Source organism: Pseudomonas sp. MWU13-2517 (assembly GCF_023242545.1).
Lineage (GTDB): Bacteria > Pseudomonadota > Gammaproteobacteria > Pseudomonadales > Pseudomonadaceae > Aquipseudomonas.
Window position 1 is genome coordinate 125,774 of sequence record NZ_JALMFA010000014.1, and the last position, 24,531, is coordinate 150,304.

Consider the following 24,531-nt stretch of genomic DNA (forward strand, 5'->3'; position numbering starts at 1 on the left):
TCGGGTCGTCAGGCATTGGGCGGGGCTGGTCGCCCGCCCAATGCGGTTTTATGCCTCCCCGCGAGCTACTGCGTCAAAGCAATACCGTGGACAGCATGCCCAGCGCCCCCAGGCAAAACCCGATCAGTGCACCCCGCCCCGGCGCCTCGTGAAACAAGGCCCACACTACAACAGGCTCAAGCAGCAGCAACGACGTGACCGAGACCACGGTGACGATCCAGATATCGCCCACCGCGACATACCCCAACCAATAGGCACCCAGCAGGCATAAACCTGCAAAGCACATCAGAACGACGGGCAGTACAAACGCCTCCGGCGAACCGTGTCCCGTTTGGGCAAGCCGGGCCGTGACGACCTCGCTGTAAATGGCACAAAACTCACCGATTACCATCAACCCTAGAGCAAAAACTCCGAGTAATTCTTTGGACATATCAAAAACTCCTTCGTATTCAGCGCACTGTTTTTCAGTTCCCAGGCGGCGATGCCGTTCGCCAGGGAGGCGTTGCAGCGATACGAAGCAACCTTGAACAGGCCCGAATTACCGAAGTGCTTTTCCATGCGATTGTCCTTCAGAGGGGTTGGTACGATGCGCCCCGTATAGGGCGCGTGGGCTGATCATACGGTTCTTGAAACCTTATAAACAACCGACGTTCACGCCGAAGTCCAGGCGGCTGGGCGATGACCCAGCCCATGGAAACTCAAGGGCGCAGTGCTGCGCAGGCGCGCCGCCAACAGGATGCGACCGCGCGTTCCGCAGTTGCACCCATGCCGAGGCGTCGCAAAAATAATAAAAATAAAGAATCTTAAACAAACCCAAAATAACAATATCTGATAATTAGCTTATTCTAAAAAAGAATTTCACTGAGCTTTTTTATAGGAATATCTTCATATCACAGACCGACCCCATACCTGGTGGAGGACGAACCTCCGACCATCAGGAGCCTGAACCAGGCTTAAGGGACCTCGCTCGATATGCCAGACATTGCCTTTCCCATCCCCAAGTTCCACCTGTCATTGTTGACCAGTTCCCTCCTGCTGGCCGCGGCGCCCTCCTTCGCCGAGGACGCCAAGCTCGATACCGTCACCGTGATTTCCACCGGCCTGCGCGGCCAGGCGCGAACGGTGGCCGACAGTCCGGCACCGATTGATGTGATCAACAGTGAACAGTTGCTCAAGACCGGTCGCGCCGAGCTGTCGGAGGCGATCGCCAGGCTGCTGCCCTCATTCAATTTCGGCACCAACATCGCCGGCTACAACTCGGTGACGCGCCCCCTGAGCAACCGCAGCCTGGGACCGGCCTACACCCTGGTGCTGGTCAACGGCAAACGCCGGCACAACGGCGCCACCGGCCAGCGTGGCTCTATCGACAACAGCGGTGCGAATGCCGTGGACATCGACCTGATCCCGGTGAGCGCGGTGGACCATATCGAGGTACTCAAAGACAGCGCGGCCGCTCAATACGGCTCGGATGCGGTGGCCGGGGTGATCAATATCATCCTCAAGGCCACCGACAACGGCGGGCACCTGGAATCGAGCTACGGACAGTTGTTTTCCGGGCAAGGTGAAACCATCAAGGTGGCTGGCGACCAGGGTTTCAAGCTCGGTAACGGCGGCTTTTTCCACTTTTCGGCTGATGCCCGCAAGCGCGGCAGCGCCGCGTGGAACGACAAGGCAGACAGCAGCGTCAGGGCGTTCAACGATCCGGCCAAGGAGGCGGCCTGGGACCGCGTGGCCATCAAGAACGGCGACCCCGACCTCAAGGCGTTCAACCTGGCCTACAACGCCGAACTGCCTCTGGAGGACCTGACGCTGTATTCGTTCTCCACCTATGGCGAACGCGATGCCGAAGCGGCCAACTACTTTCGCCTGCCCACCGGCGCCGCTGCCGTGCCGCAGGTATTTCCCAACGGCTACTACCCGCTCAACAACATCAAGGACCGCGACTATCAGTTGCTCTTCGGCGGCAAGGGCCAACTGGCCGAGTGGAACTGGGACCTGAGCACCACCTACGGGCGTAACAACGTCCATCACTCCAGCGACCTGAATATCAACCCGTCGCTGGGCACTGCGTCACCGACCCGATTCGACAACCTGGCGACCTTCCGATTCGAGCAGTGGGTCAACAACCTGGACGTCACCCGGCGCTACGACAGCCTGTTCAACCTGACTGCGCCGGTGCAGGTATCGGCCGGCCTGGAGCATCGCTGGGAACATTTCAGTACCTTCGCCGGCGAGCCCGCGGCGTATATCACCGGCACCTACCCGGCCGCCTCGGGCGCGCAGGCGGCCGTGACGATCCGGCCGGAAGATGAAGTCAGCCTGATCCGTAACAACTATGCGGGCTACCTGGACCTGGGCTTTGACCTGACCGAGCGTTGGTTCCTCGACGTGGCTGGGCGGGTCGAGCATTACGACGATGATTCGGGCAACACCTTCGGCCTGAAAGTGAATTCACGCTATGACCTGACCGATACCGTCGCCGTGCGCGGCACCGTGGGCACCGGCTTTCGGGCGCCGTCCCTGACGCAGATCGGCTATACCGTGGCGGACAACCGAGTGGCGACCGACGTGAATGGCAACGTGGTGCCCGCCGTGACCCGCCTGACCCCGTCCGGCAGCAACCTGGCCAAGGCCCTGGGTGGCGATGACCTCAAGCCGGAAAAATCCCGCAACCTCGGTCTCGGCCTGACCTGGCAACCGGCGCCGCGTACCAGCGTCACAGCCGATGCCTACCTGATCGATATTGATGACCGCATTGCCCTGACGAGCAATATCTACGACCGCGGCAATGGCGCGATCAACACGATCCTCGCCGCCCAGGGCGTGCCCACCGGCACTTGGGTCAACTACTACACCAATGCCTTCGACACCCGCACCCGTGGCCTGGATGTGGTCGCCGATCACACCACGCCGCTGGATGCCTGGGGCGATGTGCGCTGGAGCCTGGGTTTCAACTGGAACAAGACCACCATCGAAGGCGCCCGCGACACTCCCGGCGCGCTGGCCAACTCCGGCGTGACCCTGGTGGGCCGCGATCGCGAAGGCGACCTCACCGACGCCACACCCAAGACCAAATGGATCCTGGGCGCCAACTGGAAGGTCGAGGACCTGGCCGTCACCCTGCAAACCAGCCGCTACGGCGCGGTCAAGACACTGGCGGTGAACCCGACGGGTGATCGCAGCTTTGGCGCCAAATGGATCACGGACCTGGACGTGAGCTACACCTTCGTCGATCACCTCACCGTCAGCCTCGGCGGTACCAACATCTTCGACGTGCGCCCCGACCGGCATGCCGTCTACAGCAACCTGGGCCTGGCGCCCTACGGCAACCCGCCGTTCTATCCGGGCGGCGGCTACTGGTACACCAAGCTGGCCTACGACTTCTGATCCACACCTGCACGCACCCGATACGCCACACGAGGGCAACCCATTGAATACCTCCAACTTGATGAGCCGTCTGCTGGCCCCTTGCGCATTGGCCCTGAGCCTGGCCGCCTGCTCGCCGGGGAACGACACCCAGGCGAGCAAGACCCTGAACATCGCCTTCTTCGGCGACAACACTACCCTGGTCAGTGTCGATCCGTTCCAGGTCTATTGGCTTGAGCATCGGGTGCTGCTGCGCAATGTCGCCGAGTCCCTCACCGACCAGGACCCGGCGACCGGCAAGATCATTCCCTGGCTGGCCAAAAGCTGGGAAGTCAGTGACGATGCGCTGACCTATACCTTCCATCTGCGCGACGACGTCACCTTCAGCAACGGTGAGCGCTTTGATGCCAAGGCGGTAAAAATCGCGTTCGACAGCGACAAGGCCCTGGCCACCGACCTGCCGGCCACCTTCGGCGCGACGTATCTGGCGGGCTATGACCATGCCGAAGTGGTCGACGCGTTCACCATCAAACTGGTGTTGGCCAAGCCGAATGCCGGGTTCCTGCAAGCCACTTCCACCACCAACCTGGCGATCCTTGCGCCCGCCTCCTACGCCCTCAGCGTCAAGGAACGGTCCCTGGGCAAGATCATCGGCACCGGCCCGTTCGTCCTGGCCAGCTACACCCCGGAAGTCGGTGCGCACCTGACTAAACGCAAAGGCTATGCCTGGGCCTCGGCCAATATGAAAAACCAGGGCGAGGCGCATCTGGACGCGGTAGACATCAGCTACATCCCCGAAGAAAGCGTGCGCAACGGCCTGTTCCTGCAAGGCAAGGCCGACATCCTGTGGCCGCGTAATCCGTTCTCGGAAGTGGATCTCAAACTGCTCCAGTCCAAGGGCGCGACCATCCAGAGCCGATCGCTGCCGGGACCTGCGTTGAACCTGTACCCCAACACCCGTGGTGAGCGCGCGCTGGCCGACACGCAAGTACGCCTGGCCGTGCAGAAATCCATCGACCGCAAGAGCTACGCCAGCACCGTGTACAACGCCGAATTCCCGGTGGTGGGCGGCCTCTTCGATGTGACCACGCCCTATTTCAAAAGCCAGGCTTCCAAACTGGCCTACGACCCCGCCGGCGCCGAACAATTGCTGGAGCAAGCCGGCTGGGCCAAGGGCGCAGACGGCTATCGCCAGAAAAACGGCAAGCGCCTGAGCCTGAGCTACAACCTCACCCCGGCTGAAACCGCCGGCGACGTATTGATCCAGGACCAACTGCGCAAGGTCGGTATCGAGTTGAAGCTCAGCGTGGTGACACGTGCCGAATGGGTCGCCAACAACTCTGCCGGCAACTACGACCTGACCAGCACCTACATGACCCGCGCCGACCCGATCATCCTGCAAACCATTCTTGATCCACGCACCGCCAACAGTTCGACCCTGGCCACCAACCTCTACTCGCCCGCCGTGCTGGACAAAGCCAAGACCCTGTTCGATGCCGGCATCACCGCCACCCAAAGCCCGCAACGCGCAACGGCCTATGGCGACCTGCAGGATCTGCTGATCGATGAAAGCTCGGCGTTCCCGATATACGAACGGGTCTGGCAGGCCGCCACGTCATCCAAAGTGAAGAACTTTCGCTGGACCGCCGAGGGCTTCGCGCTGCTGGGTGATATCGAGATCGGCACACCATGAGCCGCTACCTGATCGGCCGTGTCGGCCAGGCGTTGCTGGTGCTGTGGGGTGCCTATAGCGTCACTTACTTCATCCTGTATCTGCTGCCCGGCGATACGTTGTCGATCATGCTCAGCGCTGCGGGCATGGAGGCCGATTCGCTGTCGGCGGCGGACCTGGCCAAGGCGCGCGCGTATTACGGCCTGGATAAAGGCGTGTTCGAGCAGTATTTCGACCTGCTGCTGGGTGCACTGCGGGGTGACTTCGGGCAATCGCTTTCGCTCAATCGTCCGGTCGCCGAATTGCTCGCCGAGCGCTTGCCACAGACCTTGTCCCTCGCCGGATTCGCCATCGTGCTGTCGTTACTCGGTGGCATCGGCCTGGCCTACCTGACGGCATACATTCGCTGGCAACCGTTGAAAAAAGTTCTGACCCGCCTGCCATCCCTGGGGTTTTCAGTGCCGGTGTTCTGGATGGGCCTGTTACTGATCCAGGTGTTTGCCTTCGGCCTGGGCTGGTTTCCCGCCACCGGCAGTCGGGGCGTTGAGAGCCTGGTACTGCCGGCAATCACCCTGGCGATTCCCAGTGCGGCGGTGTACGCCCAGGTGTTGCAACGCAGTTTCCAGGGCGTGTGGCAAGAGCGCTACATCGCTACCGCCTATGCCAAGGGCTTGAGCCGGGGCCAGGTGCAGGCACGTCATGGGTTCAAGAATGCAGCGCTGCCGATCCTGACCCTGATCGGCTTGCAGGTGGGCAATACGGTATCGGGCGCGGTGCTGGTGGAAACCATTTTTGCCCGCTCCGGCATCGGTCGCCTGGCCCAGGAAGCCGTGCTGCGACAAGACATTCCCGTGGTGCTGGCGATTGTCGCCGTGTCGGCGGCCGCATTTGTGCTGGTGAACCTGTTGGTGGACCTGCTCTATCCCTGGCTCGACCCGCGTATTTCCCACACGCCAAAGGTGTCCTAGACCATGACCATGCTTGAGCAGAACCTGGGCGGTAAAGCTGCAGCGGCCAGCCCTAACCTGTGGCGACGTCGCAGCCGCTTGCAACGCACAACGACGCGGGTGCTGCGGCTGTTGCGCCGTCCGGGGTTCAGCCTGGCGTTGCTGGTGCTGATGTTTGCATTGATCGCGGCGGTGTTGCCGCATGGGCTCAGCAGCTTCGATCCCTACGCCACTGCGCCCGTCGACAAGCTTCGCGCGCCCAACCTGACCCACTGGTTCGGCACCGACGAACTGGGCCGCGATTTGTTCACCCGCGTGGTGTACGGCGCCCGCTTGTCAGTGCTGGCGGCTTCCCTGGCGGTGGGGATCGCGCTGCTGGGCGGGTTGGGGCTGGGCATTCTGTCGGGCTTTGCCGGCGGGCGCATCGATGCGCTGATCATGCGCGTCGTCGATGTGCTGCTGGCGTTGCCCGGCCTGTTACTGGCGCTGGCCATCGTCACCGCGATCGGCTTCGGCACCGTACCGGTCGCCATCGCGGTAGGGGTCGGGATCATCCCCGGCTTCGCCCGCACCACCCGCGCCGAAGTGCTGCGGGTCAAGACCTTGCCCTACGTCGAAGCCGCACGCCTGGGCGGCGCCAGCTGGGGGCGGACCTTGCTGCGGCATATCCTGCCCAACGCCTGGGGGCCGGTGGCGGTGCTGGCGACCCTGGACTTTGGCGCGGCCATCCTGGCCACGGCCGGCCTGAGCTTTCTCGGTTTCGGCGCCGCGCCACCGGCGGCGGAATGGGGCACCTTGATCGCCAACGGTCGGCACTTTCTGATCACCGCCCCCTGGGTGTCACTGCTGCCCGGGCTGTTCCTGGTCGCCGTGGTGTTCAGCCTCAACCATATTGCCCGCACCTTCGAGGAGATCCAGCGATGAGCGCTCTAGTGGATGTTCGCCAACTCAGCGTCAGCTACCGCTCCGGCGGGCACGTCAATCAAGCGGTGCGCACGCTGTCATTCGCCATCGCCCAAGGCGAAACGGTGGCGATTGTCGGCGAGTCCGGCTCGGGCAAGTCGACCCTGGCCAATGCGATCCTCGGCCTGCTGCCGGACAACGCACAGATCCACGCCGGGCAACTGTGGGTGGACGGTAACGACCTGACTCACGCCAACGAGCGCCAGAAGCGCAGCCTGCGCGGTCGTACGGTCGGCCTGGTGCCCCAGGACCCGATGGTCAGCCTCAACCCGACACTGCGCATCGGCCAGCAGATCGCCGAGGCACTGGTCCTGGCCAAGGGCAAACGCTACCCTGCGGTGGACGCCGACATTGTCGAGCTGCTGCAACAGGTGGGCATCGACAAACCCGTACTGCGCGCACGTCAGTATCCCCATGAACTTTCCGGCGGCATGCGCCAACGCGTGCTGATCGCCATTGCCCTGGCCGGCAACCCGCGGTTGATCATCGCTGACGAGCCCACCAGCGCCCTGGACGTCACCGTACAGCGCAAGATCCTCGACCACTTGCAGTACTTGGTCAGCGAGCGCGGGATTTCGCTGCTGATCATCACCCATGACCTGGGCGTGGCCGCCGACCGCGCCGACCGGATCCTGGTGATGCAACAAGGCGAACTCGTCGAGCAGGGGCCGCCACACCAGATCCTCGGCGCGCCACAGCACGACTACACCCGCGCGTTGATTGCCGCCGCTCCCGCGTTCGCCAGACGGCGCGCGCCCTTGGCCCGCATAGATCCCGCACAGCCCCCGATCCTGAGCTTGCAAAACGTGGGCAAGACGTTTGCGCTGCCCAAGGTCAAGGACGAGGACTCGACGTTCGTAGCCCTTGAAGGTCTTAACCTGCAGGTTTATCCCGGCCAGACGTTGGCCATCGTCGGCGAATCCGGCTCGGGCAAGAGCACCGCGCTGCGCATTGCGCTGGGCCTGGAAAAACCGACACAGGGTCGGGTCTGGTTCGAACAACAGGACGTCACCGACCTGAGCTGGCACGACTTCCGTCCGCTGCGCCAACGCCTGCAGCTGGTGCAACAGAACCCGTTTGCCGCCCTCGATCCGCGCTTCACAGTGTTCGAGAGCATTGTCGAGCCGCTGGTGTCATTCGGTCTGCTCAAGGGCCAGGCCCTCGAACAGGCGGCGCGAGAGTTGATAGCGCGCGTACACCTGCCGGTCAGCTACCTGGATCGCCTGCCCCGAGAACTGTCCGGCGGCCAATGCCAGCGCGTCGCCATCGCCCGAGCCCTGGCGTTGAAACCCGACCTGTTGCTGCTGGACGAGCCGGTCAGTGCCCTCGATGTCTCGGTGCAGGCGCACATTCTTGATCTGCTGGAAGAACTGCAACGCGAGATAGGCGTTGCCTATGTGCTGGTGTCCCACGACCTGTCGGTGGTGGCCAACTTCGCTCATGAGGTGCTGGTGTTGCGCAATGGCCGGGTGGTTGAACAGGGTTCGGTAGAGCGGATATTCAATCAGCCGGCCAGCGATTACACGCGGGAGTTGATTGCCGCCATCCCCGGTCGGCAGGTCACGGCCACCGCAGCCTGAGACCTGCGTCGCAGTGCCACGCGAAACAGTTGTCGGCGACGGCGCGATACCCGAGAATCGCGCCCCCGACCATCGGGCACTACAGGGATATTCTGCACATGGCTGCTTCCAATAAATGGCTGATGTCGTCCGTCGCTTACTACCTCGATTTCTTCACCGTTCCCCTCTTCGTTCTCCTCGCCCTCTACCTCGCGCCGCTTGACGTCGGCTTGGCACTGGCGGGCCTGTTGGCATGGACACTCGTGGAGTACTCGGCACACCGCTTCCTGTTCCATTCGCTGTACCGTCGTGAGCACTGGACCCACCATGTCGACGTGCTCGCCTACATCGGCGTGTCCAGCTGGAAAACCAGCTCGACGTTTGCCGCGCTGTTGCTACTGGCCTGGTTCACCGGCCTGACCTCGGTTTTTGTGGGGGCCGTGAGCGGATACTTCTTTTACATCTCGGTGCACTACGTGATGCACCGCCCCGAGCATTGGGCTTACCGCTTTATTCCAGGGCTGGTGGCCAATCACGATCTGCACCATCGCCAGGGTGTCGAAAAGAATTTCGGGGTGTCGTCGCCGCTGTGGGATCTCGTGTTGGGTACCTACGTTCGGGCTGAAACACTCGATCGGTACGAATAAACAGGGGAGGCACGGCCTGGCGGCATGCCCGCCATGGCCTGCTCGAACCATCACAGTTCGAGCTCATCGCCCTCCCTGCCCAGGGACTTTTTTGATGTTTTACTCATTGTCTTGTCCTGCTGGGGCTTCGCACGCACGTATTGATCACGCAACCGCTGCGTCAGCTCAAGCGTAAAAGGCTCGTCTTCAATCGCCAGCAGCACCAGGTGCAGAGGAAGCTCTCCGATCTCCCCACCGCCTAGAATCCGCATGGCGTCATCAACCGTGTCGAAGGGTTCTCCAATGTCAGAGGCCGCATCACACAGGCCAAAGCTGACGAAGCTGGCCCAATCCCAACCGCTGCTGCGAACATCCAACTTAAGCTGGGCCGCATTCGGGTTTCTGTCTGCATCGAGTATCAACTGCTGCAACGCCTGCGCAGAACTCACTGTCGGAACCGGCGAGTCAAACCGCAGTTGAGGCGACTCGTGATAGAACAGGTAGTACCCACCGCGTGGCAATTTGGAAAGCTTGGGCAATTGGCCCTTCTTGCTGCCTACGTCAGCCTCCCAATCCTTTGCGCGCTTGGCCTGTAGCAGCACCGCCTTGCGGCAGACCAACCCGCCGATATTCAAGGCGATGATCACACCGATATCGGCTCCCAGGCGGGTCTCTTCTTCAGTGTTGGCCAATTGCAGCATGCCCAGGTGAGATTGGGACATGGGGTAGCCGAATAGTGGAATAGCCTTGGAAGCCCACTCTGAAAGCCCATCCTCGACACACTGACTGAAGCGACCATTCAACGGATCTTCGGTTGACACCGCGCGGTTCAGCACATCGGCCATTTTCTGCTGGCAACGGAACATCCCCCAATAGATGGACCACAGCACATCAATGCGCAGGTTCTGAGGCGATGCCACCAGCCTGGTCAGCAATTGCCATTGTTCCGAACTGTGCAGGCCGCCCAGCAATTGGCGCGTGCAAGCCTCTTTCATATTGGCGGCGGCCAACTGAGCGGAGGCTTGGACGATGTCGGGGAAACTGCCCGTGACAGGCACGCCATGATGCGCAGAATAGGCACGCTCGCGTAACTCCAGCGCCTGCTTTCGCAGGCTGGCGTAGACGGCGTCATCCGGGCGTTTTTGAAAGACCAGTCGGGCCAGATGCTGACGTGCCAATGATACGTGGCCTTGGCGTATCGAAGTATCCACCGCTGCCAGGCAGGCGCCGAAATTGGCGGCCAGCCAGCCCTGGCCACAGGCAGCGGTCAAGGCTTGAGTTGCATCCTTGAGAAAGTCGCTCAGGCTTTGATGATCTTGAATGAGGTTATGCAACTCAAGTTTCAGCTCGGCTTGCTCTTTGCGCTTATCGCTGACGTGTTGGTTGTGTGCGGCTATCTGGCTGTCACGCAGTGCCTTGGCGCCGGGCTCATCATATGCACGGACGGCTTCTGCGTGATCGTCTTCGGCTTCTGTAAGTTGGCTTTTAGCCTCGCTGAACCAGGCGACCAACCCGCCCAAGCCGTAACCTTTTTTCTTTTGCTCGTCGTACTGCCGTTGGCAGTTCTCCCAATGCTGCCTGGTCTTCGACAATGCATCGTTGCGCTCCTTGGCGCCATCACGCGTCTTCAGACCATCGATCCAGGCAATCTGTGCCTGCGTCCGAGTCCGGCGCTCAGCGTAGTCATTGAGCGTTCTGGAGATAAATGCAGACAAGTCGCGTCCGAGCGCTGCGACAGTATGACGGTCTGGATTTTGTAGCGTGGTCATGAACGACTTCCTGGTCAGATTTGAATGCACCCTGGCGCAATGGCCACAGCCGATGATTTTGCCGTGGCGGCGCACAGCATCACAAGCGCCCGGCCCTCCAGCGTTCGCTGTCAGCCTGAAACGGACGTTGCATCGGCGCTGGACAACTGCGCCACAATCCGCTCGATCAACATCCGCACCCGCCGGGGCTGGGCCCGTGTGGGCGGATAGACGATGTTCAGCGCGGTACTGCCCAAGTCGTAGTCCTCGAGCAGTTCAACCAATCGCCCCGCGTTGAGGTCGGCGCTGACGTCCCATATCGATTTCAGGCAGATGCCGTGACCGGCCAGGCACCATTGCCGCACCAACGCGCCGTCGTTTGCCACTCTGCGGCCGTGCACCATGATCCGATGGGTGTGCCCGTGACGCTTGAAGGTCCATTCGCGCGAAATATTGATACCAAAGCGCATCACCAGGCATTCGTGCCGAGTCAGGTCTTCGGGGTGCAGCGGCGTGCCGTTCAGCTCCAGATAACCCGGCGAGGCACACAGGACACGGCGGTTCTCCCCCATCGGTCTGGCATGCAGGCGGCTGTCGGCCAGCGCCCCGTAACGCACGGCAAAATCGATGCCCTGGCTGACGGGGTCGACGTAGCCGTCGCTGAGGTTGAGATCGATGCTGACGTCCGGGTGCTCTTCCATGAACTGCGCCAGGATCGGCTCAATGAGTTGGCGTCCGAGGTCTTCAGGGGCGCTGAGGCGGATCGGCCCGCAGATCCTGTGCGTACCCAGGCGAATACTGCTGTGCAATTCATCGGCTTCCGCCAGCAAGCGGCGGGCGCCCTCTACCAGCAGGCGGCCTTCGTCGGTCAGGTTGATCGCCCGTGTGGTGCGGTTCAGCAGGCTGGCACCGTAGAACCCTTCCAACTGGGCCAGTCGCTCGGAGACCGACGCGGGCGAAAGCCCCAGCTCCCTGCCGGCCGCCGATAACCCGCCTTTCTCGACGATCAGCAAAAACAGTTCAAGGTTCTTTAGAAGCATTGTTCGGTATTTCCGAAGATGGTTTTTGATTTTTGCTCGATTATCAAAATAAACCTAAAGACTTAGGGTTGCATCCATCCTTTACAGCGTGGAGTGAGACTGATGCCTTGCAGTGACCCAACAGTGCCCATCATTCAATGTGAGATGGCCAACATCGATACCCCTTGCGACCCGCTTGCAACGCGCGAGCCTGCGCCGGCCAATCCCCAGCGGCGCACGTTCCTGGCCCAAGCCGGTGCAGGCGCGGCCGTACTGGCCGCGGGTGCATTACTCAACCCGACCCGCGCAAAGGCGGCGGCAAACCCTTCACCTGCGCCAACCCAAAGCCAGGCGAACGGACGTTTCTGGCCAAACGACACGCGTCTGGTGGTGTCGATCTCGATGCAGTTCGAAGCCGGTGGCCAGCCGCTCAAAGGCACTGACAGCCCATTCCCGAAAGTGGACCTTCCGGACAGCGTTCCGGCGGACCTGGCCACCACTGCCTGGTTTGCCTACGGCTACCGCGAGGGCATACCGCGGATGCTTGACCTGTGGGACCGGCACGGTGTGAAGGTCACTTGTCACATGATCGGCGATGCCGCAAAGCGCAACCCCGCGCTGGCCCGCGAGATCGTCGCACGCGGTCATGAAGCCTCAGGTCACGGGCCTCACTGGAGTTCGCAATTTGCCATGAGCCGCGATGAAGAACGCACGTTCCTGCGCCAGGCCAGCAGCATGCTGCAAGACGTGACCGGCCAGCCGGTCTCCGGCTACAACTGCAATTGGTTGCGTCGTGGCCCCAATACCCTGTCGCTCCTGCAAGAGCTGGGTTACGTCTATCACATCGATGATGTGAGCCGGGATGAACCCTTTATCGAGAAGGTCAACGGCAAGGACTTCGTCGTTGTGCCGTACACCTTGCGCAACAACGACATCGTGTTGATTGAGGGGCGCAACTACTCACCGTCCCAGTTCCTCGAACAGGTGAAGCTGGAATTCGACCAACTGTACGCAGAGGCCGGCAGTCGGCGCCGGATGATGTCCATCAGTGCCCACGACCGTATCAGCGGCACTCCACAGATGGTCAGGGTCTGGGATGAGTTCCTGCGGTACGCCAACAGTCACCCGGGCGTGGCCTTCATGCGCAAGGACGCAATCGCGCAATACACCCTCAAAAGTCCGCTCAGCCTGCGGGAAACCGAGACGATTTGAAGCGTCACGCCCTCTTCCATTCAAGGAAACTGCTCAATGAAATATTATCGAATCACGGCCATGACTTTAGGCTTGGCCCTATCGGGCGCCGCCATCGCTGCAAACACTGAATTAGTGAGACCGGAGACCCTCGTGGTCGACAAGAGCCTCACAACGAGCCAACGCGAGGCCATGGAAAACGTTGCCCGGCGCTACGACACGTTCTGGCATACCGGCGATGAAACCCTGGCCCGCGAAGCGTTGGCCGATCACTTCATCGATAAAACCCCGCCGCCAGGGCGCAAACAAGGGCCAGAGGGCCCGCTGTTGGCGTCCCGGGCCTTTCGTGGCGCGGTGCCCGACCTGAGCTGCGCGATCGAACAAATGATCATCGCGGGTGATCGGGTGGTGGTGCACCTGCATTTTCGCGGGCACTTCACCGGCACTTTTGGCGAGGTCAAGGGCAAGGGCCAGCCGGTGGACTTCATCGCCACCGATATCTATCAGATCGAGGGTGGCAAGATCGCCGCCAACTGGCACATTGAGGACAACCTCACAGTGATGCGGCAGTTGGGCGCCCTTTAAGGAGGGCTGCGACAGATAGGCGTGGGTCATCCGCAGGCTGATTGCGCAGGCTGCAAAAGTCTTTTGTCATCACGCCTATTGATAGCTCCCTAACGAAACCCCCATGCTAGAGGGCTGATTTCTCGTTTATATCATTCCGAATGATAGTTACCTTTGTTTCATTCGATTCGTGACATAGCACATCGCCGCGCATGATCCGCCCATCTCAAATACATTGGCGGATGCACCTCATGGAACAGTCACTCAAACATTTGCGCTTCCCCTTGGCGATTCTGGCCGTGGTGGTGATGAGCGCATGCGGCAAAACCCCGGAACAAGCGGCCGCCATGCCCCCTGCAAAAATCAGCGTGGCCAAGGTGCTGGAACAACCGGTCAACGAGTGGGATGAGTTCACCGGGCGCCTGGAAGCTCCGGAAACCGTGCAGATCCGCCCGCGCGTGTCGGGCCAGATCGATCAGGTGGCCTTCACCGAAGGTGCCTTGGTGAAGAAAGGCGATTTGCTGTTCCAGATCGACCCCCGCCCGTTCCAGGCTGAAGTGCGCCGCCTTGAAGCTCAACTGGCGCAAACCAAAGCCGCCGCCACCCGTAGCGATAATGAAGCGCAACGTGGCGAACGCCTGCGTCAGAGCAATGCGATTTCCGCCGAACTGGCCGACTCGCGCACCACCGCCGCCCAGGAAGCCCGCGCAGCTGTCGCCGGCATTCAGGCGCAGTTGGACCTGGCCAAGTTGAACCTGAGCTTCACCCGCGTGACCGCGCCGATCAGCGGCCGCGTCAGCCGTGCCGAAATCACCGCCGGCAACCTGGTGACCGCCGATGTCACCGCGCTGACCAGCGTGGTCTCCACCGATAAGGTCTACGCCTACTTCGATGCCGATGAACGCGTGTACCTCAAGTACACCGAACTGGCCCGCCAAGGCCGTCGTGGCGCAACCACTCCGGTGTACCTGGGCCTGTCCAACGAAACCGGCAACCCGCACCTGGGCCAGATGAACTTTGTCGACAACCAGGTCAACCCGGCTACCGGCACCATCCGCGGTCGCGCCGTGTTCGATAACAGCAAGGGCGAATACACCCCAGGCTTGTATGCCCGCCTGAAGCTGGTCGGCAGCGGCACCTATTCCGCCGTCCTGATCAACGACGAAGCGGTGGGCACCGACCTTGGCAAGAAGTTCGTCCTGGTGATGGACGGCGACAAGCCGGCCTATCGTGCGGTGGAACTGGGGCCGAAGATCGAAGGCTTGCGCATCGTGCGCAGCGGCCTGAACAAGGACGACACCATCGTCGTGAAGGGCCTGCAGCGCATTCGCCCGGGGTCGCCGGTAGCGCCGGAAACCATCCCGATGGCCAGCAAGGAAACCCTCGCTGCCCTGGCACAACAACGACAAGCGCTTGAAGCCAGCAACCTGGAGCAAGTGGCGCCGGATAAAGCCGCGCCCAAGCTCGCAGCCGTCGCGACTCCACGCGGTTAAGGGATACAACTCAAGATGAATTTTTCCAAGTTCTTCATTTCGCGGCCGATCTTCGCAGCGGTGCTTTCGCTGCTGATCCTGATTGCCGGTGCGATCTCGCTGTTCCAACTGCCTATCAGCGAATACCCGGAAGTGGTGCCGCCGACCGTCGTGGTACGTGCCAACTTCCCGGGTGCCAACCCCAAAGTCATCGGTGAAACCGTGGCCGCTCCGCTGGAGCAAGCCATCACCGGCGTCGAGAACATGCTGTACATGTCCTCGCAGTCGACCGCCGACGGCAAGCTGACCCTGACCATCACCTTCGCCCTGGGCACCGACCTGGACAACGCGCAAGTACAGGTACAGAACCGTGTGACCCGGACTCAGCCGAAACTGCCTGAAGAAGTGACGCGCATCGGTATCACCGTGGACAAGGCCTCCCCCGACCTGACCATGGTTGTGCACTTGACCTCCCCGGACAAACGTTACGACATGCTCTACCTGTCCAACTACGCCTTGCTCAATGTGAAGGATGAGCTGGCACGCCTGGGCGGTGTGGGTGACGTGCAGCTGTTCGGCATGGGCGACTACTCGCTGCGCGTCTGGCTGGACCCGAACAAGACCGCTTCGCGCAACCTGACCGCCACCGACGTGGTCACCGCGATTCGCGAACAGAACCGCCAGGTGGCCGCCGGTGCCCTGGGTGCGCAACCTGCACCGACTGCCACCAGCTTCCAGTTGTCGGTGAACACTCAGGGCCGTCTGGTGACTGAGGAGGAGTTCGAGAACATCGTCATTCGCTCGGGCGACAACGGTGAAATCACGCGCCTGAGAGACATTGCGCGGGTGGAACTGGGTTCCAGCCAATATGCGCTGCGCTCGTTGCTCGACAACCAGCCGGCGGTGGCGATCCCGATCTTCCAGCGCCCGGGTTCCAATGCGATCGAGATTTCCAACGAAGTACGCGCCAAGATGGCGGAGCTCAAGCAGAACTTCCCGCAAGGCATGGACTTCAGCATCGTCTATGACCCGACCATCTTCGTGCGCGGCTCGATTGAGGCGGTGGTGCACACCCTGTTCGAAGCCCTGATTCTCGTGGTGCTGGTGGTGATCCTGTTCCTGCAGACCTGGCGCGCCTCGATCATCCCGCTGGTGGCGGTACCGGTGTCCTTGATCGGTACGTTTGCGGTGATGCACCTGTTTGGCTTCTCGCTCAACGCACTGTCGCTGTTCGGTCTGGTATTGGCCATCGGCATCGTGGTGGACGATGCCATCGTGGTGGTGGAGAACGTCGAGCGCAACATCGAACTGGGCCTGGAACCGTTCCCGGCAACTGAAAAAGCCATGAGCGAAGTGACCGGCCCGATCATCGCGACCGCGTTGGTGCTGTGTGCGGTGTTCGTGCCAGCGGCCTTTATCAGCGGCTTGACCGGGCAGTTCTATAAGCAGTTCGCGTTGACCATTGCGATCTCTACTGTGATCTCGGCGTTCAACTCGCTGACCTTGTCGCCGGCGCTGGCTGCCGTGCTGCTCAAAGGTCACGATGCACCGAAAGATGGCTTCTCCAGATTCCTCGACAAAATACTCGGCGGCTGGTTGTTCAAACCGTTCAACCGCTTCTTCGACAAGGCCAGCCATGGTTACGTCGGCACTGTGCGCCGCGTGATTCGTGGCAGTGGGATCGCGCTGTTCCTGTATGCCGGCTTGATTGTCCTGACCTGGCTGGGCTTCGCCCACACGCCGACCGGTTTCGTACCGGCCCAGGACAAGCAATATCTGGTGGCCTTCGCGCAATTGCCGGACGCCGCGAGCCTGGACCGCACCGAGGACGTGATCAAGCGCATGTCCGATATCGCCCTGAAACAACCGGGCGTGGAAGCTGCGGTGGCGTTCCCGGGCCTGTCGATCAACGGTTTCACCAACAGCCCGAACAGCGGCATCGTGTTCGTGACCTTGAAGCCGTTCGACGAGCGTAAAGACCCAAGCATGTCGGCCGGTGCGATTGCCGGTGCACTGAACGGCAAGTACAGCGGCATCCAGGAAGCCTACATGGCGATCTTCCCACCGCCGCCGGTACAGGGCCTGGGGACGATTGGCGGCTTCCGCCTGCAGATCGAAGACCGTGGCAACCTGGGTTATGACGAGCTGTACAAAGAAACCCAGAACATCATCGCCAAGAGCCATAACGTGCCGGAGTTGTTCGGCCTGTTCACCAGCTACACCGTCAACGTGCCGCAAGTCGATGCCGCCATCGACCGCGAAAAGGCCAAGACCCACGGCGTGGCGATCAGCGACATCTTCGACACCCTGCAGATCTACCTGGGTTCGTTGTATGCCAACGACTTCAACCGCTTTGGCCGCACTTATCAGGTCAACGTGCAGGCTGACCAGCAGTTCCGCCTGGATGAAGACCAGATCGGCCAGTTGAAAGTGCGTAACAACAAAGGCGAGATGATCCCGCTGGCGACCTTTATCAAGGTCAGCGACACCTCGGGCCCGGACCGCGTGATGCACTACAACGGCTTTATCACCGCAGAAATCAACGGCAACGCCGCCCCGGGCTACAGCTCCGGCCAGGCCCAGGCCGCGATTGAAAAACTGCTGAAAGAGGAATTGCCCAACGGCATGACCTACGAGTGGACCGACCTGACGTATCAGCAAATCCTCTCGGGCAATACCGCGCTGTTCGTGTTCCCGCTCTGCGTACTGTTGGCGTTCCTGGTACTGGCCGCTCAATACGAAAGCTGGAGCCTGCCGCTGGCGGTGATCCTGATCGTACCGATGACGCTGCTGTCGGCCATTACCGGGGTGATCATCTCGGGCGGCGACAACAACATCTTCACTCAGATCGGCTTGATCGTACTGGTGGGCCTGGCGTGCAAGAACGCGATTCTGATCGTCGAGTTCGCCAAGGATAAACAGCAGGAAGGTCTCGACCCGCTCGCCGCGGTACTGGAAGCCTGCCGTCTGCGTCTGCGGCCGATCCTGATGACCTCGTTCGCGTTCATCATGGGGGTGGTGCCTCTGGTGTTGTCCAGCGGTGCCGGCGCCGAGATGCGGCATGCCATGGGCGTGGCGGTGTTCTCCGGGATGATCGGTGTGACCTTCTTCGGTCTGTTGCTGACGCCAGTGTTCTACGTACTGATCCGTCGCTATGTGGAGCGCAGCGAAACGCGCAAAGCGGCCAAGGCCTTGAAGCTGGAGACACAGCAATGAGTGTGAAAGTATTTTTGCCGAGCTTGCTGGTACTGGCCCTGAGTGCCTGTGCGGTAGGCCCGGACTATAAAACCGAGAAGCTGGAGGCGGCCAATATCACGGCCGCCGCCGACACCAAAAGTTATGACCATGCCAAATACGAAGGCATCTGGTGGCAACAGTTCGACGACCCGACCCTCAACCAACTGGTAACCCAGTCGCTGAGCGGCAACCGTGACCTGCGCGTAGCCTTTGCCCGTCTGCGGGCCGCGCGGGCCATTCGTGACGACGTGGCCACCGACATCATGCCGGTGGTGACTTCGCGGGCCAGCAGCGACGTGGGCAAAGGCCAGATCCCGGGCCAGACCACCAAGCGTGTCAACAGCGAGCGCTACGACCTGGGGCTGGACATGGCCTGGGAAGTCGACTTGTTCGGCCGTATCCGCCGCAACCTGGAGGCCAGCGACGCGGACCAGCAAGTGGCCGAAGCCGACCTGTACCAACTGCAAGTCACCATGATTGCCGAACTGGTGGATGCCTACGGCCAACTGCGTGGCGCCCAATTGCGTGAACGCATTGCCCTGGACAACCTGAAGAACCAGCAGGAATCGCGCGCCATCACCGTCAGCCTGCGCGACGCCGGTGTGGGCGATCAGCTCGACGTGGAGCGCGCCGACGCACGCCTGGCGGCGGTTGAAGCCAGCGTGCCGCAACTGCAGGCCGAGCAAGTGCGCGAACGCAACCGCATCGCCACCCTCCTCGGCCAGCGCCCCGACAAGCTGAGCGTGGACCTGAGCCCCAAAGACCTGCCGGCGATTGCCAAGGCGTTGCCGATCGGCGATCCAGGGCAACTGCTGCAGCGTCGCCCGGACATCCTCAGTGCCGAACGCAAACTGGCCGCCGCCACCGCGCGTATCGGCGTGGCCAAGGCCGATCTGTTCCCACGGGTCAGCCTCAGCGGCTTCCTCGGCTTTACCGCCGGGCGCGGTTCGCAGATCGGTTCGGCGGCAGCGAACGCCTGGTCCCTCGGCCCAAGCATTACCTGGGCTGCCTTCGACTTGGGCAGCGTGCGCGCCCGTCTGCGCGGCGCCAACGCCGAGGCCGATGGCGCCCTGGCAACGTATGAGCAGCAAGTGTTGCTGGCGCTGGAGGAATCGGAAAATGCCTTCAGTGATTACGGCAAACGCCAACAGCGCCTGGTTTCGCTGATCCGTCAAAGTGAATCCAGCCGCGCCGCTGCCGACCTCGCCGCGATCCGCTACCGCGAAGGCACTGTGGACTTCCTGGTACTGCTCGACGCCCAACGCGAACGCCTGGCCGCCGAAGACGCCCAGGCCCAGGCCGAAGTGGATCTGTATCGCGGGATAGTCGCGATCTACAAGGCGCTGGGAGGTGGCTGGCAGCCGGACACGGTGGTCGCCAGCGTCAAATGATGTAAAGAGCTCCTTTGGTTGGTCGCATCCAGCCAATTCTTTAGCCCTGCGGTCCATTCGGTCGCGGGGCTTTTTTTTGGATGCCCTGAAGTGATCAGGCATTTCTTCATAGATTAGGCCTTCGCTGCTCGATCAGAGCAGGATACATATCGCCTGGAGTGCACGATGTGTTATTCAGAAAACAGCTCCATCCAAAAAAATGAGAAAGATTGAGCTGTCAGACTCTGTTGTAGGTCTTTGTAAGCAGCTTCCAAATATTCTTTATAACCATTTTACCCAATGAAGTGTTGAGCGAATAAAACTAGCATTGCCGCTACAAGCCCTTAAATGACGGTGGACATCACAATGGCTATTGTAGCGACGACTGACTCCGTACAGCGTTCAAAAGCGACCAGCGCTTATCTCATAAAAAATCCGAGAGAAATTAAAAACTCGTTCACTCCAACAGACGCCTCAAAAGCGGCGGATATACTTAAAATAGGCGCCGAGAAAGAAATTACCGAACTGAAGAGCTTTTTAAAAGACTATAACATGACATCAATCAGCACCAATGAACTGAAGAAGGTGGGTAGGCAACTTTACAGCAGCGGAGCCATTGATGTGATGGCGTTTGGAATGTTTATAAGTGGAAATGGAGAGTTCGACGCCAAGGGCAACCAGGCAAATACGCATGTCAAATTTAACGTCATTGCGTTATTCAATCAAAAGTTAGAAGAATACGCCAAATTTCTCGAAGACTTCCCTGGCCATGCCACACCGGATAACTTGACATGGAAAAAAGCCATGATTGCAGCCAATCATGCTATTGGTGCCCTCACCTATTTCGTCAACTCCACCAACAATAAGCTTTCCGTAGATGAGCAGGCATAATTGCAATGTTAAGCCTGCAGTGAGCCAAGCAACAAACTTGACACACTGCAGACATCCTCTTCACCGTCCGTACTTGACAGTTCCCAAGTAGACTTTAGGTGCAGCATCGGGATTTTTTATCAACACTCGATAGGTGCCAAACGAACCGCTGTACAACACGTTGCTCCCAACATTTCCTGCCACCTGCACCCACGATGAACCGACCTCCTGTTGTATCGACAACTGAGGTGGCCTGCCACGATCTACCGCGGAAATACTTGCATCTATGTTCGCGCTCAGGCATCCATTCGCGGAGGTTATTGTAAAGGGTCCATAAGCCACTTTCTCGCTTTCACCTTCCAGTATCCCCGTGTAGGTGTCCGTGATAGCCCAACAACCAGCAAACGCTTGAGGCGACAAAAAAGCCAACATCAAAACAACTAACGCAAAAAACCTTTTCATGATTGTCTTCCTCACAGTTGAACGACAGATTGATCAAGTGATCGACCTACCCCTCAACTCCTCAGACCGAACTACAGGTAGGAATCACGCCGCTTACTGTGCACGCTTTATAGCGCTGAATATGCCAGTCGTTTCCTATCATCAAATAGGGTCGCTCTGTCATACACACGAGAAAGACTTGGTCAGCTATTTCCTAATCCCGCACAGTGGCAACTAAAACCGGCTGTGCTCATTCAGGATCAGACTTCGATAGTGCCCTGGGTTTGACCCCGACCACTTACGAAATGCCTTGTAAAATGAACTTGTATCCGCGAACCCCAACCGCGTCGCTATTTCGGCAAAGCTGATCTGCGGCTCGGCCAGCCAGACAATCGCCAGCTCTTTGCGCACGCTATCCTTGAGGCCTTGGTAGGTCTGCCCTTCTTCCGCCAGGCGGCGGCGCAGGGTGGAGGCGGAAATGCATAGCCGGGTGGCCAGGCTATCGGTTTCCGGCCAGGTATCAGGCGGCATCTGGCGCAGATCGTGTTTGATGCGGTTGGCGAGGCTGTCGGGGTCGCGATATTTGACCAGTATGTTGGCCGGTGCGTGAGCCAGAAAGCGCTTGAGCTCCTCGACACTGCGTTTGATCGGTAGATCGAGGCAGTCTGCGGAAAAAATCATGCGGGTATGTGGCCGATCAAAACGCAAGTTGTCGGAAAACATCACTTGGTAGTCGTCGCAAAAGTCCGGCTGCGGGCAGCGCAGCTCGATGGCCAGGATCGGAATCCGCCGCCCCGCCAGCCAACAGGCCACGCCATGGACAATCATCCAATACGTAAAATAGGTGAATGCCCGATTGGGTACAGCCTCGGGCTCATGCAACACGATCTCCGCCAGACTTTGCCGACGCACCAGTTGCGCGGGCAGCCGCTCCAGCATCAGTGACAGGAACCCCAGCGCGGTTTCCAGGGCCGCCGCCAGGGTCGGTTGCGCCATGGCGGCGTGGCAGAGAAACGCCAGGCTGCCGGACTTGAGCTTGCGTGGGTCCATGCCAAAAAACTCATCGTCCATGCGCCGCGCCAACAAACGCCACAACCGCGCGTAAGCCACCGCCGGCACGCGGGCATCGGATTGCTGCAACCATGCGGGGTCAATACCGACCTTACCCAGCACGTCGGCAGGCGCCATGCCGGGCGCGCAGCTCTGCAGTAGAGCCTCACGCACAAGATGGATGGAGATGGTGTCTTTTTCCGCCATGGGGAGTGGGCTATTCAGCTGTGTCGATACAAGGCGAGCATCATAAAGGCGGTTGCGCTTCGCCACCACCGTTCAGCCTCGGTTCAGCAAAAGTCAATATTTCTTGTTTAGCAATGAGTATCATTATGTTACAAATTACCACCCTATCCAGTCATGATGCGGTGCCGAATGCTTGTTCCCTTTTTAATCATGCTGCGCGAAGGCATTGAAGCTGCGTTGATCGTTGGCATTATCGCCAGTTACCTGCAGCAGACCGGCCGTGGCCAATGGATGCCCGCCGTGTGGATCGGCGTGTTTCTCGCCGCCGCGCTCGCCCTGCTGGTAGGCGGTGGCCTGGAGTTGGTCAGCGCTGAATTTCCGCAGAAACAACAGGAACTCTTCGAAGGCGTCGTAGGATTGATCGCCGTGGGCATCCTCAGTTCCATGGTGTTCTGGATGCGCAAGGTCGCGCGCTCCATCAAGCACAGCCTGCATGAGTCCCTCGACCACGCCCTGGCCGGCTCCAGGCACCAAGTGTTCGCGCTGATCGCCATGGTGTTTTTCGCCGTGGCCCGTGAAGGCCTGGAGACGGTGTTTTTCCTGCTGGCCGTGTTCCAGCAGAGCGAAGGTCCCGGCGCGCCGCTCGGCGCCCTGCTCGGCCTGATCCTGGCGATTGTGGTCGGTTTCCTCATCTATTCCGGCAGCATGCGCTTGAACCTCGGCGCGTTCTTCCGCTGGACCGGTCTGTTCATTCTGGTGGTAGCCGCCGGCATCCTCGCCAACTCGGTGCAGGCCCTGCATGAAGCCGGCGTGTGGAACCACCTGCAAACCGTGCTGTTCGACTTCAGCGCCGCGCTGCCCATGGACAGCCCGCTGGGCTCGGTACTGGCCGGTATGTTCGGCTATCAGGAAGCGCCGACCGTCAGCACCCTGGGCGCTTATCTGATTTATCTGGTGGTGGCCCTGGTGATGTTCTTCCTGCCCTCGGCGCCCGCCAAGCCTATTGCCAAACCTTCTTCCGCTTCCAGTCAGTAAGGACCGCCTCTTGTCCAACCCAACCCCTCAACCGGCCCCGCCGTCCCGCGCCCTGCGCTGGGCCGTCGCCGGCTCGGTGGTCGTGATGATCGCCGCCGGTGGCCTGTTCTACTACGCCTCGCAGTTGGCCGCCGCCAAACGCCAGACCAACCACAATGAAATCGCCGTGACCATCCACAGCCACGCCTGCGAACCCAACGCACTGACTGTGCCTGCCGGGCGCGCCAGCTTCCGTATCATCAACCGCTCCGATCGAGCGGTGGAATGGGAAATCCTCGACGGTGTACTGGTGGTCGAAGAGCGCGAGAACATCGCACCCGGCTTGAGCCAGGTGATCAACGCCAACCTGTTGCCCGGTGACTACGCCATCACCTGCGGCTTGCTGAGTAACCCACGCGGCACCTTGCATGTGACGCCGACCGCCGAGTCCGATGCCCTGGCCAAGGCCAAGCCATCGATGGTGGCGTTTATCGGGCCACTGTCGGAGTTCCGCGTGTACCTGAGCAGCCAGGGCAGCACGCTGATCAAGGCCGTGAGCGCCTTGCAGCAGGCCATTGAAGCCGGTGATCTGGCCCGCGCGCAGACGCTGTATGTACCGGCCCGCGAAGCCTACCAACGGTTGGCGCCGGCGTCCCAGCGCCTGGCCGAATTGGACAACGCGATCAACGCGCGCGCCGACTACTTTGAAAAGCGTGAGCAAGATGCCGCGTTCAGCGGCTTCCACCGCCTGGAATACGGCCTGTTCCAGCAGCACGACCTGAACGGCCTGGCTCCGGTTGCACAACGCCTGGTCACCGATGTCACCCAGCTCAAGCAACAATTGCTGACGCAGTCGCTGCCACCGGAGCAACTGGTCAGCATCGTGGTACGCAACCTCAACAGCCTGGCGGATGTGCGCGCGGCCAGTGGTGAAGAAGAACGCTACAGCCATGTCGACTTGAATGGCTTTGCCGCCAACCTTGAGGTCGCCCGCAAGGTAGTCGACCTGATGCGCCCCCTGTTGACCCAATCCGCCGCCGACCTGTTGCCCAAGGTCGACAAAGCGCTTGATGCGTTCGATGCCGAACTCAATGGTTTCAAAGTCGACGGCCAATTCAGCCGCTACAACAGTGTTACGGCCGATCAGCGCAAGCAGATCGCCGACAAGGCCAAGGCTCTGGCCGTTGCACTCGATGGAATCGACCCCGCCCTCGGCCTTTCCGGCCTGCAGTGAAG

At 60.6% G+C, this 24,531-nt stretch carries 20 protein-coding genes; 14 read left to right on the forward strand and 6 right to left on the reverse strand.

Going from position 1 to position 24,531, the window contains the following annotated elements; translation table 11 throughout:
- Positions 1-73 precede the first annotated feature (73 nt).
- Both M5B97_RS20575 and M5B97_RS20580 read right to left on the reverse strand, forming a co-directional pair.
- Complete coding sequence (locus M5B97_RS20575) at positions 74-391, reverse strand: hypothetical protein (protein ID WP_248732558.1); 318 nt, start codon at positions 389-391, stop codon at positions 74-76.
- A gap of 5 nt (positions 392-396) precedes the next feature.
- The gene (locus tag M5B97_RS20580) at positions 397-558 is read right to left on the reverse strand and encodes a hypothetical protein (RefSeq protein ID WP_248732511.1); all 162 of its coding nucleotides are present in this window, start codon (positions 556-558) and stop codon (positions 397-399) included.
- A gap of 414 nt (positions 559-972) precedes the next feature.
- Here M5B97_RS20580 and M5B97_RS20585 point away from each other — a divergent pair, with 414 nt between their 5' ends.
- The 6 genes from M5B97_RS20585 (at position 973) to M5B97_RS20610 (ending at position 9,154) form a co-directional block, all read left to right on the forward strand.
- Positions 973-3,387 (forward strand): TonB-dependent receptor, encoded by a 2,415-nt coding sequence (locus tag M5B97_RS20585; RefSeq protein ID WP_123716371.1) that lies wholly within the window; start codon positions 973-975, stop codon positions 3,385-3,387.
- 61 nt (positions 3,388-3,448) lie between these two features.
- Positions 3,449-5,059, forward strand: coding sequence for an ABC transporter substrate-binding protein (locus M5B97_RS20590; RefSeq protein ID WP_134657883.1), 1,611 nt, complete (start codon positions 3,449-3,451; stop codon positions 5,057-5,059).
- On the forward strand, positions 5,056-6,006 hold the full coding sequence (locus M5B97_RS20595) for an ABC transporter permease (protein WP_248732512.1): 951 nt from the start codon (positions 5,056-5,058) through the stop codon (positions 6,004-6,006). The genes M5B97_RS20590 and M5B97_RS20595 overlap by 4 nt, the downstream gene beginning before the upstream one ends.
- A 3-nt stretch (positions 6,007-6,009) precedes the next feature.
- Positions 6,010-6,909, forward strand: a complete 900-nt coding sequence (locus M5B97_RS20600; protein ID WP_248732513.1) for an ABC transporter permease — start codon at positions 6,010-6,012, stop codon at positions 6,907-6,909.
- The gene (locus M5B97_RS20605; RefSeq protein WP_248732514.1) at positions 6,906-8,528 is read left to right on the forward strand and encodes an ABC transporter ATP-binding protein; all 1,623 of its coding nucleotides are present in this window, start codon (positions 6,906-6,908) and stop codon (positions 8,526-8,528) included. The genes M5B97_RS20600 and M5B97_RS20605 overlap by 4 nt, the downstream gene beginning before the upstream one ends.
- Before the next feature lie 98 nt (positions 8,529-8,626).
- On the forward strand, positions 8,627-9,154 hold the full coding sequence (locus M5B97_RS20610; RefSeq protein WP_248732515.1) for a sterol desaturase family protein: 528 nt from the start codon (positions 8,627-8,629) through the stop codon (positions 9,152-9,154).
- A gap of 50 nt (positions 9,155-9,204) precedes the next feature.
- On the opposite strand, the gene M5B97_RS20615 is transcribed toward M5B97_RS20610, so the two are convergent.
- Positions 9,205-10,902, reverse strand: coding sequence for a hypothetical protein (locus M5B97_RS20615; protein ID WP_248732516.1), 1,698 nt, complete (start codon positions 10,900-10,902; stop codon positions 9,205-9,207).
- Positions 10,903-11,012: 110 nt separating this feature from the next.
- The gene (locus M5B97_RS20620; protein ID WP_248732517.1) at positions 11,013-11,921 is read right to left on the reverse strand and encodes a LysR family transcriptional regulator; all 909 of its coding nucleotides are present in this window, start codon (positions 11,919-11,921) and stop codon (positions 11,013-11,015) included.
- A 144-nt stretch (positions 11,922-12,065) separates the two neighbouring features.
- Between M5B97_RS20620 and M5B97_RS20625 the strand changes: the two genes are divergently transcribed.
- The 6 genes from M5B97_RS20625 to M5B97_RS20650 all read left to right on the forward strand — a co-directional run bounded on the left by M5B97_RS20625 (position 12,066) and on the right by M5B97_RS20650 (position 20,625).
- A complete protein-coding gene (locus M5B97_RS20625) occupies positions 12,066-13,112 on the forward strand; it encodes a polysaccharide deacetylase family protein (RefSeq protein ID WP_248732559.1) in 1,047 nt (348 codons plus the stop codon).
- A 60-nt stretch (positions 13,113-13,172) separates the two neighbouring features.
- Positions 13,173-13,676 carry an ester cyclase gene (locus M5B97_RS20630; RefSeq protein WP_248732560.1) on the forward strand — a complete coding sequence of 168 codons (504 nt, stop codon included), beginning with the start codon at positions 13,173-13,175 and terminating at the stop codon, positions 13,674-13,676.
- Positions 13,677-13,906: 230 nt separating this feature from the next.
- On the forward strand, positions 13,907-15,148 hold the full coding sequence (gene mexE, locus M5B97_RS20635; RefSeq protein ID WP_123716421.1) for a multidrug efflux RND transporter periplasmic adaptor subunit MexE: 1,242 nt from the start codon (positions 13,907-13,909) through the stop codon (positions 15,146-15,148).
- 15 nt (positions 15,149-15,163) lie between these two features.
- Positions 15,164-18,343, forward strand: a complete 3,180-nt coding sequence (locus M5B97_RS20640) for an efflux RND transporter permease subunit (RefSeq protein ID WP_134657114.1) — start codon at positions 15,164-15,166, stop codon at positions 18,341-18,343.
- Positions 18,340-19,755, forward strand: coding sequence for a TolC family protein (locus M5B97_RS20645; RefSeq protein WP_134657113.1), 1,416 nt, complete (start codon positions 18,340-18,342; stop codon positions 19,753-19,755). Before M5B97_RS20640 ends, M5B97_RS20645 begins: the two co-directional genes overlap by 4 nt.
- Before the next feature lie 345 nt (positions 19,756-20,100).
- Positions 20,101-20,625, forward strand: a complete 525-nt coding sequence (locus M5B97_RS20650; protein WP_248732518.1) for a hypothetical protein — start codon at positions 20,101-20,103, stop codon at positions 20,623-20,625.
- A gap of 60 nt (positions 20,626-20,685) precedes the next feature.
- Here M5B97_RS20650 and M5B97_RS20655 read toward each other — a convergent pair whose 3' ends face one another.
- Together M5B97_RS20655 and M5B97_RS20660 are read right to left on the reverse strand one after the other, a co-directional pair.
- A complete protein-coding gene (locus M5B97_RS20655) occupies positions 20,686-21,066 on the reverse strand; it encodes a hypothetical protein (RefSeq protein ID WP_248732519.1) in 381 nt (126 codons plus the stop codon).
- Between the two features lie 213 nt (positions 21,067-21,279).
- Positions 21,280-22,302, reverse strand: a complete 1,023-nt coding sequence (locus tag M5B97_RS20660) for an AraC family transcriptional regulator (protein ID WP_123716382.1) — start codon at positions 22,300-22,302, stop codon at positions 21,280-21,282.
- Between the two features lie 168 nt (positions 22,303-22,470).
- Here M5B97_RS20660 and efeU point away from each other — a divergent pair, with 168 nt between their 5' ends.
- Together efeU and efeO are read left to right on the forward strand one after the other, a co-directional pair.
- A complete protein-coding gene (efeU, locus tag M5B97_RS20665) occupies positions 22,471-23,316 on the forward strand; it encodes an iron uptake transporter permease EfeU (protein ID WP_248732520.1) in 846 nt (281 codons plus the stop codon).
- A 10-nt stretch (positions 23,317-23,326) separates the two neighbouring features.
- Positions 23,327-24,529 (forward strand): iron uptake system protein EfeO, encoded by a 1,203-nt coding sequence (efeO, locus tag M5B97_RS20670; RefSeq protein ID WP_248732521.1) that lies wholly within the window; start codon positions 23,327-23,329, stop codon positions 24,527-24,529.
- Positions 24,530-24,531: the final 2 nt, after the last annotated feature.